Source organism: Mesorhizobium sp. M4A.F.Ca.ET.090.04.2.1 (assembly GCF_003999085.1).
GTDB lineage: Bacteria > Pseudomonadota > Alphaproteobacteria > Rhizobiales > Rhizobiaceae > Mesorhizobium.
Genome location: NZ_RZOT01000279.1, coordinates 1 through 7,722, shown reverse-complemented (window position 1 = coordinate 7,722; position 7,722 = coordinate 1). Strand labels below are relative to the sequence as shown.

Here is a 7,722-nt window from a genome sequence, read left to right as displayed (position 1 = left end):
GCCCCCACCATCTCGCCCGCCCTGCACCTCGGATAGCGATCATTCACCGTTTGTTCATTATGATAGCGCACGATCATAACTGGACATGCTGGTATCTCGTACATGCCTGAAGGCCCTGCGCGCCGACCCAGCGCCGGGGCCTTTTTACTTCCGCAAAATCGATTCCAGCAACGCGAATGGCAGGACACGGCGCTGGTTTCGCCGCGCGAGAAGGTCGAGATCGCCTTCGTCGCCGACAATCCCGGCAATTGGATGTTCCACTGCCACGTTCTCGAACACCAGGCGGCCGGTCGCCTGACCAGTCCACAAGCCGAAGGAGAAGCAAAAATGTCCAATACCCTGATAGCTCTTGTCCTCGCCCGATCCTGTCAGGCGCCGCTCCGGCGTTCGCCGGCGAAAGGACGTCACGCTCTACAAGAACCCGCAATGCGGCTGCTGCGAAGGTTATGCCGGCTATTTGCAGGAAACGGCTTCGCTGTCACCGTCAAGGCCGACGCACGACCTTTTCGCCATGAGCCGCGAAGAGGGCATTCCGCCGGAAGCCGATGGCTGCCTTCTCTCGTTCATCGACGGCTATGTGGTGAGCGGCCATGTGCCGGTCGGCACGGTCAACAAGCTCTTGACCGAGCGGCCCGACATCAACGGGCATGACGCTGCCCGGCATGCCGATGGGCTCCCCCGGCATGAGTGGCACGAAGGAAGCGCCCTTCGAGATTCTCGAAATCCGGAAGTCTGACGGGACCGGCGGCGTCTACGCCACGGAATAGGAGGCTTCGATGATGGAATGCATGAGCGGCATGATGATGTTCGGCATGGGCCTGGTGTGGCTGCTTGTCGTCGTCGTGCTCGTCCTCGGGGCGGCCGCGCTGATCAAGTACCTGTTCTCCAGCGGCGGCAAAGGAGAAGGGCGTCGGTCCTCTTATCGATGCGTGGCCGCGGCAGGCCACGGATTGGTCTGGACATTGCCTTGGCTCGCCAACCGGATGGCCGGTGGCGGCGCCCCGGCCGCGGCGATAGCGCTAGGCAAGACGGTTTTAGCCAGGCGAAGGTCAGCGCGATTGGAAAGCCCGCTGCCTTCGGGACGCATGCCGGCGCCGGGACCGGCCGCGGTCGTCGGCGGCGGCTACCAGAGCGACATGCCGGGCTTCGGGAATGTCCTCACCGACGAGGAGATCCGGGCCGTTCTGGCCTTCATCAAAAGCACATGGCCCGAGCGGGAACGCGCCTATCAGGCAGATGAGCCGCCGGGAGCGGGAGCAGACACAGTGAGACCAATCCTAGCCGCGGAGCCCTCGAACGCCCCCAACCGGAATGCATTGTCCATGAAAGCGAAACCGTCGCTTGCGATTCAATTTCTGGCGCTGATCCTCGCGACCTCCGCGCTGGCCCACCATCCGGGCGCCGATCTCGACAAGATGATGGACAGCGCGGAGAGGTTCTTCCAGGCGATCGACGAGCAGGCCGCGCCGCCTTTCGAACTGGCCGACGCGGACGGAAGGGCCGTCCGCCTTTCCGATTTCTCCGACAAGATCGTGGTGCTCTACTTCATGACGAGGTAACCTTGGAAGAAGAACGCGACGGCCACTGGCGGCAGGATGGCAAGCACGCTGGCCGCAAAAAGCGGCCCATACTCATAGAAGCGGGCCGGTTCTGTCGCAAATCGTGCTTTTGGCCACAACTGGACGCTTTCGCGCGCTTATGGACCAGCTCACAGTGTCCAACAACGCAAGCAGATGACAGGGCTCGACGTGCCCCGGGGTGGCGCCCTACTTCCACGCTCGCACTGTCACACTCCCGCCGAAAGGCGGGTTTAGTGAGTTATGGCAGTGACTGTGCCTCCAGTCAAAACGTCGAGTTTCGCGGCAACTTCGACGCTTTCCTTAGCTGACTTGCCCAAAACCAGCGCGGCCAAAGCATACTGCTTGCCGCTCCCGATGGCATAATATTCACCTTTCACGGGATCACTTGGCAGCCAATTGCCGTCCAACAGTACGGCTTCCCCATTTTTGCGCACTATCAGCGCCTCAAAGTCAAAATTGTCGTTGTTGCGCGGCACAGGAATATCAGAAACATCCATGCCCTTCTCAACCCAGTCTCGAACGGCCTTTGGAATACCCAAGGACGAAGAGGAAACGCCGATGAGTGTGCCGTCGCATAAGCGAAACACCTTCGTTTTCTCACCGACGGATACTGAGTCAAAACCCAAGGCTCGGCCGTCGCCAGCCATGGTTCCGTTCCTGTAAGCTATTGTTGTCATTGGCACCCTTCCATCGCTACATCAAACTTCAGGACCTTGCGCATGTCCCCTGTGTCAAGGTCACTGACCGACGGCCTATTTGCCTGATACACGATACAGGCTGCGCTCCTTGAGTTCGCGCACGGGTGGCCGTCATCTTGCCGCCTTCGCGCAATGCCTTGAACAGGCCGAGTCTGTCCCCCAGCGGGAATGACAACCACCTCCATGTCGTTGAAAAGCAGGAAATCCGTCACTTTGCCTCGTCGGTAACGGGCGGAGCCGGAGCGGTCGTCACCGGGCAAGCGCGGTCGCAGCCCGTCAGACATCGATGGCTCCGGTTGTGGTGACGGGGAGGGCGATAAGCAAGTTCGGGCCAAGTGATTGTTCCGCGGCTGTATGTTTTGGTGAGGTGATCATGCGACTTCTTGTTGGTCGGTCACGTGTTTGCGGATAACCAGCATGCGCTGTGCCAAATGAGAAAACCATTTAAAGTCAATCCAGCAGATCTGACTGTATTTCGACATTGTCGGAAATTGGACATCGCCGAACGCGAGCGCTCGGGGCTTGTGATGATACTTGGGCGTGCTTCGGAGGAGGGATGCGCCTCGTACCGGCCGCGAAGCCTTCCTGCATTTAAGGCGCCAGATCAATTGAACGCGCATACCAGTCAGCCGGCCCGTCGTTTAGCCCAAATGGCGATCCATCTCAGCGCGCTCACGCCATCCACCTTTCTGCGCGACCCAAGCTAAACACGCTCGGCGATGATTAGGATACCGACTACATCTGGACCCGCCCGGCCCTGCTCGCCTGCGAGACTTGAGGCGTTCGTCGATCGGATAGAGGTTTCGATTCAGGAGACGTGCTTCGTGATGCGGCCATGATAGGCCGGTCCCTCACCGACTGCCGCACGCTCGGAAGAAGCCAAGGTAGGCGACAAGCCTCTGTGGATCGCTGAAGCGCCGAATGTTGCCGATTGCCGCGGCAACGTTCGCACCCACGGTGACGTCGGAGGCAACGTCATCAGGCGACGGATTGTCGGATCCTAGTGGGCATGCACCGCGATATCCGCCTCGACCACCGTCAACGCCTCGTTGATCTGATTGATCAAGCCGAGGTGGCACTCGATGGCGGCGCGCTCAAGGAGCAGCATGAGCTAACACCTACTCCTAGCGCCGCTCCTGGAGTCCTATTTCCGCCGGCGCCTGACGAAGCAGCGCAATGCGACTCCCGCGACCGTGGCCAGCTATCGCGATGCCTTGCGCATGCTGATCCTCTTTGCCGCCGCCCGATTGCGGAAGAAGCCGGGGGCGTTGGCGCTCGAAGAGCTGATCGAGATCTCGTTCTCGCTTTTCTCGACGAACTCGAGGAGAAGCGGAACAATTCCGTCACCACGCGCAACGCCCGCTTGGCCGCGATCCGATCTTTCTTCCGCCACGTCGCTGCCGCCGACCCAGCATCCTTCGGCGTCGCCCAACGCGTGCTGACGATTCCCATTAAACGGACGCACATTGACGTGACGTACCACCTCACCACGGCCGAAGTGGACACCCTCATCGCGGCGCCCGATCCAAAGACGCCCCGTGGTCGGCGCGACCGAGCCTTTCTGCTCTTCTTGGCACGAACCGGCGCCCGGGCCTCCGAAGCCACCGGCGTCAACGCAAACGACCTTCAGTTGGAGCGGCCGCACCCACAAGTGCTGCTGCGCGGCAAAGGGCGTAGAGACCGCGTCGTCCCCATTGCTAAGGACCCGGCTGCGGGCGCTGACATCCTTGTTGAGCGAGCGCGGGATCGCCCATCACGAGCCGCGACCGATATTCCTCGGCGCCCGCAACGAGCGCCGGGCCTACCAGACCGGCTTTGGCCGACAAGCCCATATCGCCGCACATCTTCCGGCACTCCCTCGCCATGAAGCTTCTCCAGTCCGGCGTGGACCTTTTGACGATCCAAGCCTGGCTCGGGCATGCACGGGTCGCCACGACCCACCGCTATGCCACAGCGGATGTAGAGATGATGCGCAATGGACTCGAGAAGGCGGGCGTCACCGGCGATCACGGCGTGCGTTTCCGACCAAATGACTCCGTTCTGCAACTGCTGAACTCCATCTGAATGTTTATGTGGCGGAGGCAAGCTGGGTTTGGCCGGTCCGAAGGGGTCAGGGCGGCTCCGCCACATAATCTCGCCCGACGCATAAATGCGGATCCCGGCCCAATGTCTCCTGAACCTGCAGAGCGAGACGCTGCATTCCGCGACGCATATCGGTCCGGCCCACCGCCAACCAGATCCGCACCTGGCTCGGGACCGGGATCATGAAACGCCCCGCGCCTTCACCATCGCCGCTGCCAGTGTTGGCGGCGTGGTCAGTGGAATCCGCAGCCGCACCTTGCCGGCGACCTCCAGCTCGATCACCACTGGCGGCGGGAGCGGCTGGGCGCGTTCGTCAAGAACGTCTTCAGTTGCCGGCTGCCCGGTCTCAGGTCGAAACAGCTTGTTGCGCCAGTATCGGCTGCTGGGGCGCGACGCTGTTCGCTGTGTCACAGGAAGAAAAGAAGGTCACCTTGGAGCTCAGGTAAGTCGCCCTTCGGGCTTTTTGCCTATGGCGGCAAAGGGCTCAAGCAAGCCCGAGCTTTTTCCTGAGCTCGGCGTTTTCTTTCCGGAGCCGGTCAGCGAGGAGCTTCTTCAGACGGGCGTTCTCTTCTTCAAGCTTCACAAGATCCTTGAGCTCATCGCTCTGTGTTGTCTGCCCAGCAGCCCTTTTCCAGTGATAGTACGTCTGTTCCGATATTCCAGCGTTCTGAACGGCTGCCTTGATACTCTCTCCCCGTCCGATCTGCTTCTCGATCTCGCCGAGCTTCTGGGCACGCTCGTTCTCAGAGTAATTTCTCCGCGCTGCCCGGACTGTAGGCGAAGCGATCGCTTTAGATGAAGACGCCTGAAGAGCCGAGTTGGCGGCTCTGGTTCGTATAGCACCTGCGCGCTGCGCGGTCCGCTTCCGCGTCTTCGGCGCCTTTATATCGGGTGTCTGTTCCTTCACGGGCACCTCGCCTGCTGCCTGGGTTGCCTCAGTTTCCTTAAGGTTGGACATCAGAAACTCCCTGCGATTTCAAACATCTATTCTAGCACGCAGCATCTAGAACTTATGGGCTTTGTCAACTGCGGCCACAAAACCGTGCTCGCCAATGTCGCCGTCCGACGCGTTAACATGATGCCAGTAACTGCGGCAATGCAATCGGTTCGCAATCCGCAACAAAGAGTATCGGCTGGATGTGCACGACGCCCCAGTCTCTGAAACAGCGTAGCCGCCCGGTAAGAGCCGCTTTCAGTCTGCCTTAGAAACAAGGTGGTCGGTCGCCACTCCCGCGCATACTATCCGTCTACTCTTGCTCCTCGCACGGCGCCAGGTCCTCGTCATCGATGCCGGGCAGCGTCGCAGCGGCTAAGCCAGCCACTCGCATTGCTCCCTGACAGGATGGTGCCGATCCTGCTGAGATCGCATGCTGGCGCGACGTTGCTTTGCAGCCACCGTCGCGCCTGCCCGTGAACTGTCCGCGCCTGTGGTCATGCTCGCCTTGACACCCTCGATGGGTCCATCCGGGATGGTCAACCATCCGGAACATAGCGGGCAGGCGGGCATCTTCACCAGCAGTCTCTGTGTCGCTCTCGTGGCGGCAAACAAGATCGAGGCTGGCGGGGTGATGATCAACGGTCCTCGAACCATCGATTTTGATCGCGGTGGCCGTTCAGTGTGTTCAAACACGAGGCGCCGTTAGACGGCACCGCAGCATCATAGCGAAGTGCCATGCAGGACGACTCCCTGCAGCATCGTCTCGCGCAGCCAAACACTTGCCGGATCACTGTTGTGAACGGCCGGGCGTTTGACGGCCTGTGACGCGAAAAGGCAACGGAAGATCTAGCATTTATGGGGGAAATGTTGTTCGGAGTGCTTGACCAGAAGGAAGGGCATGACTGCCTATTGCCCGACCCGGCAAGGCCGCACTCATGACCGGCTGGGCTCATCCTGCATGCCGCGCCCGTGAGGTTACTTGTCGGAAGTGCGTCGAGCACAACGACGAGATGTAGTTCACGATCTTTGAAACGCGTGGTCAACTATCCAAAGTGTGGATGCCTTTCATCGAAACAAACGATTTCATCAATGTTGTGGAATCCTGCATGGGCAGAAGCACCTGACGCACACCGATGCCCCACTGCCTCATGGCGTGGCGAGCGTCTTAAGAACCGCCCGAAAGGAGATTTTTCATGCGCTCTACCGGGCAGTGGAGTGTTGGGAAAGGGAGTTGCAACTGACCGGCCATGTCAAACTGTCCGACTTCTTCCGAGCCTATGGACAGACTGGGAACCTTCCACGCAAAGTCATTCGAAAGCGGCCGCGTTGGGCCGGCGCGAGACCGGAAGCCCGCGCAATCGGCTACGACGCGCACGGTGTAGCGGCTCACATCGTCATACTGCACCTACGCCACACACCGGCCGGACCTGATCCGGCTTTATGAGCATTGGGCTTTGTCAGTCGCACAAGCGTGGTGGCTATTTTCGCGAGGCGGCGCGCCTCAGGAACGGAGCCGCGTCCAGGTCGAAACGTTGGAAAGAAAGATAGGAAACAGAATGGCCGATCAATTCGCAATGGACGTCATTGCCCTGATCAAGAAACGCGCCGAGTCGGAGAGCGGTGAGGGAATGCCTGCGTCATTCGTCGGCGAGATAACAATCGCCACGGAACTGGACGCGCTCGGGTTCGATTCGCTGGGTTTGGCGGACGTCCTCTGGGATGTGGAACAGGCCTACGGCATCAAGATCGATATGAACACGGCCGATGCCTGGTCCAATCTCAAGAATGTCGGCGACGTCGTGGACGCCGTCCGCGGCTTGCTTGCGAAGGAGGCTTGAATGGACAGGCGCGTCGTCATCACCGGAGTGGGCGGCCTGTGCGGACTGGGCACCGACGCCGCCTCTATGTGGAAAGAGATGCGCGAAGGCCGCTCCGCCATCGGCCCGCTCGTCAATTCCGAGCTTCATGACCTGGAGGGCATGACGGGCGCTGAGATCAAGGCGCTGCCCGAGCACGACATCAACCGGGGGCATCTCATCTCCATGGACCGCTTCAGCTTGCTCGCCGTGCTTGCAGCGCGCGAAGCCATGCGGCAGGCCGGACTTTCCTGCGACGAAGGGAATGCCCATCGCTTCGGCGCGACAGTGGGCGTCGGATTTACCGGTTCATACGCAACAGAACAAACTTACCGCTCACTGCTTTTGGGTAGCGCAATCCGTGCTGAACTCTTCACTGGAGTAAAGGTGATGCCCAGCGCCGCTTCCGTCCATCTTAGCTTGAGCCTCGGCTTGCGCGGGCCGGTGTTCGGGGTGACCTCCGCATGTGCCTCGGCCAACCATGCGATCGCCTCGGCGGTGGATCAGATCAAGCTGGGCCGGGCCGACGTAATGGTTTCCGGGGGCAGCGACGCGCCGTTCGCATGGGG

General features: G+C 60.5%; 11 protein-coding genes and 1 pseudogene. 9 read left to right on the top strand and 3 right to left on the bottom strand.

Annotated features, from left to right (window positions below; all coding sequences use genetic code 11):
- Nucleotides 1–171 precede the first annotated feature (171 nt).
- The 3 genes and pseudogenes from EN781_RS19585 to EN781_RS36005 all read left to right on the top strand — a co-directional run.
- Nucleotides 172–300 (top strand): annotated as a pseudogene (locus EN781_RS19585) (multicopper oxidase domain-containing protein); the annotation flags it as partial.
- A 49-nt stretch (nucleotides 301–349) separates the two neighbouring features.
- On the top strand, nucleotides 350–736 hold the full coding sequence (locus EN781_RS19580) for a DUF411 domain-containing protein (protein WP_240992590.1): 387 nt from the start codon (nucleotides 350–352) through the stop codon (nucleotides 734–736).
- Nucleotides 737–776: 40 nt separating this feature from the next.
- On the top strand, nucleotides 777–1,559 hold the full coding sequence (locus EN781_RS36005) for a redoxin domain-containing protein (RefSeq protein ID WP_245455122.1): 783 nt from the start codon (nucleotides 777–779) through the stop codon (nucleotides 1,557–1,559).
- A gap of 251 nt (nucleotides 1,560–1,810) precedes the next feature.
- Here the strand turns inward: EN781_RS36005 and EN781_RS19560 are convergent, their stop codons facing one another.
- On the bottom strand, nucleotides 1,811–2,227 hold the full coding sequence (locus EN781_RS19560; protein ID WP_126038008.1) for a hypothetical protein: 417 nt from the start codon (nucleotides 2,225–2,227) through the stop codon (nucleotides 1,811–1,813).
- Nucleotides 2,228–3,350: 1,123 nt separating this feature from the next.
- On the opposite strand from EN781_RS19560, the gene EN781_RS19555 reads away from it, so the two are divergent.
- Together EN781_RS19555 and EN781_RS35840 are read left to right on the top strand one after the other, a co-directional pair.
- Nucleotides 3,351–4,145, top strand: a complete 795-nt coding sequence (locus tag EN781_RS19555) for a tyrosine-type recombinase/integrase (protein ID WP_240992878.1) — start codon at nucleotides 3,351–3,353, stop codon at nucleotides 4,143–4,145.
- Nucleotides 4,142–4,342, top strand: coding sequence for a tyrosine-type recombinase/integrase (locus tag EN781_RS35840; protein WP_029356645.1), 201 nt, complete (start codon nucleotides 4,142–4,144; stop codon nucleotides 4,340–4,342). The genes EN781_RS19555 and EN781_RS35840 overlap by 4 nt, the downstream gene beginning before the upstream one ends.
- A gap of 46 nt (nucleotides 4,343–4,388) precedes the next feature.
- On the opposite strand, the gene tnpB is transcribed toward EN781_RS35840, so the two are convergent.
- Together tnpB and EN781_RS19540 are read right to left on the bottom strand one after the other, a co-directional pair.
- Nucleotides 4,389–4,544, bottom strand: a complete 156-nt coding sequence (tnpB, locus tag EN781_RS35835; protein WP_084831567.1) for an IS66 family insertion sequence element accessory protein TnpB — start codon at nucleotides 4,542–4,544, stop codon at nucleotides 4,389–4,391.
- Between the two features lie 300 nt (nucleotides 4,545–4,844).
- Nucleotides 4,845–5,318 (bottom strand): transposase, encoded by a 474-nt coding sequence (locus EN781_RS19540; protein WP_126038011.1) that lies wholly within the window; start codon nucleotides 5,316–5,318, stop codon nucleotides 4,845–4,847.
- 409 nt (nucleotides 5,319–5,727) lie between these two features.
- On the opposite strand from EN781_RS19540, the gene EN781_RS19535 reads away from it, so the two are divergent.
- From EN781_RS19535 to EN781_RS19520, 4 genes are all read left to right on the top strand, one after another.
- Nucleotides 5,728–6,003: a hypothetical protein gene (locus tag EN781_RS19535; RefSeq protein WP_029356636.1), complete on the top strand. Its 276-nt coding sequence runs from the start codon at nucleotides 5,728–5,730 to the stop codon at nucleotides 6,001–6,003.
- A 348-nt stretch (nucleotides 6,004–6,351) separates the two neighbouring features.
- The gene (locus EN781_RS36000) at nucleotides 6,352–6,741 is read left to right on the top strand and encodes a hypothetical protein (RefSeq protein ID WP_348631388.1); all 390 of its coding nucleotides are present in this window, start codon (nucleotides 6,352–6,354) and stop codon (nucleotides 6,739–6,741) included.
- Nucleotides 6,742–6,853: 112 nt separating this feature from the next.
- Nucleotides 6,854–7,135, top strand: coding sequence for an acyl carrier protein (locus EN781_RS19525; RefSeq protein ID WP_029356634.1), 282 nt, complete (start codon nucleotides 6,854–6,856; stop codon nucleotides 7,133–7,135).
- Nucleotides 7,136–7,722, top strand: a 587-nt coding sequence (locus EN781_RS19520; protein ID WP_281034381.1) for a beta-ketoacyl synthase N-terminal-like domain-containing protein, incomplete at its 3' end; no start/stop codon positions are given.

Bases quoted from the DNA above. Each gene is read 5' to 3' on its own strand.
- EN781_RS36005 (WP_245455122.1), top strand. From the start codon at position 777: ATGATGGAATGCATGAGCGGCATGATGATGTTCGGCATGGGCCTGGTG.
- EN781_RS19560 (WP_126038008.1), bottom strand. From the start codon at position 2,227: ATGGCTGGCGACGGCCGAGCCTTGGGTTTTGACTCAGTATCCGTCGGT.
- EN781_RS35840 (WP_029356645.1), top strand. From the start codon at position 4,142: ATGAAGCTTCTCCAGTCCGGCGTGGACCTTTTGACGATCCAAGCCTGG.
- tnpB (WP_084831567.1), bottom strand. From the start codon at position 4,544: ATGATCCCGGTCCCGAGCCAGGTGCGGATCTGGTTGGCGGTGGGCCGG.
- EN781_RS19540 (WP_126038011.1), bottom strand. From the start codon at position 5,318: ATGTCCAACCTTAAGGAAACTGAGGCAACCCAGGCAGCAGGCGAGGTG.
- EN781_RS19535 (WP_029356636.1), top strand. From the start codon at position 5,728: ATGCTGGCGCGACGTTGCTTTGCAGCCACCGTCGCGCCTGCCCGTGAA.
- EN781_RS19525 (WP_029356634.1), top strand. From the start codon at position 6,854: ATGGCCGATCAATTCGCAATGGACGTCATTGCCCTGATCAAGAAACGC.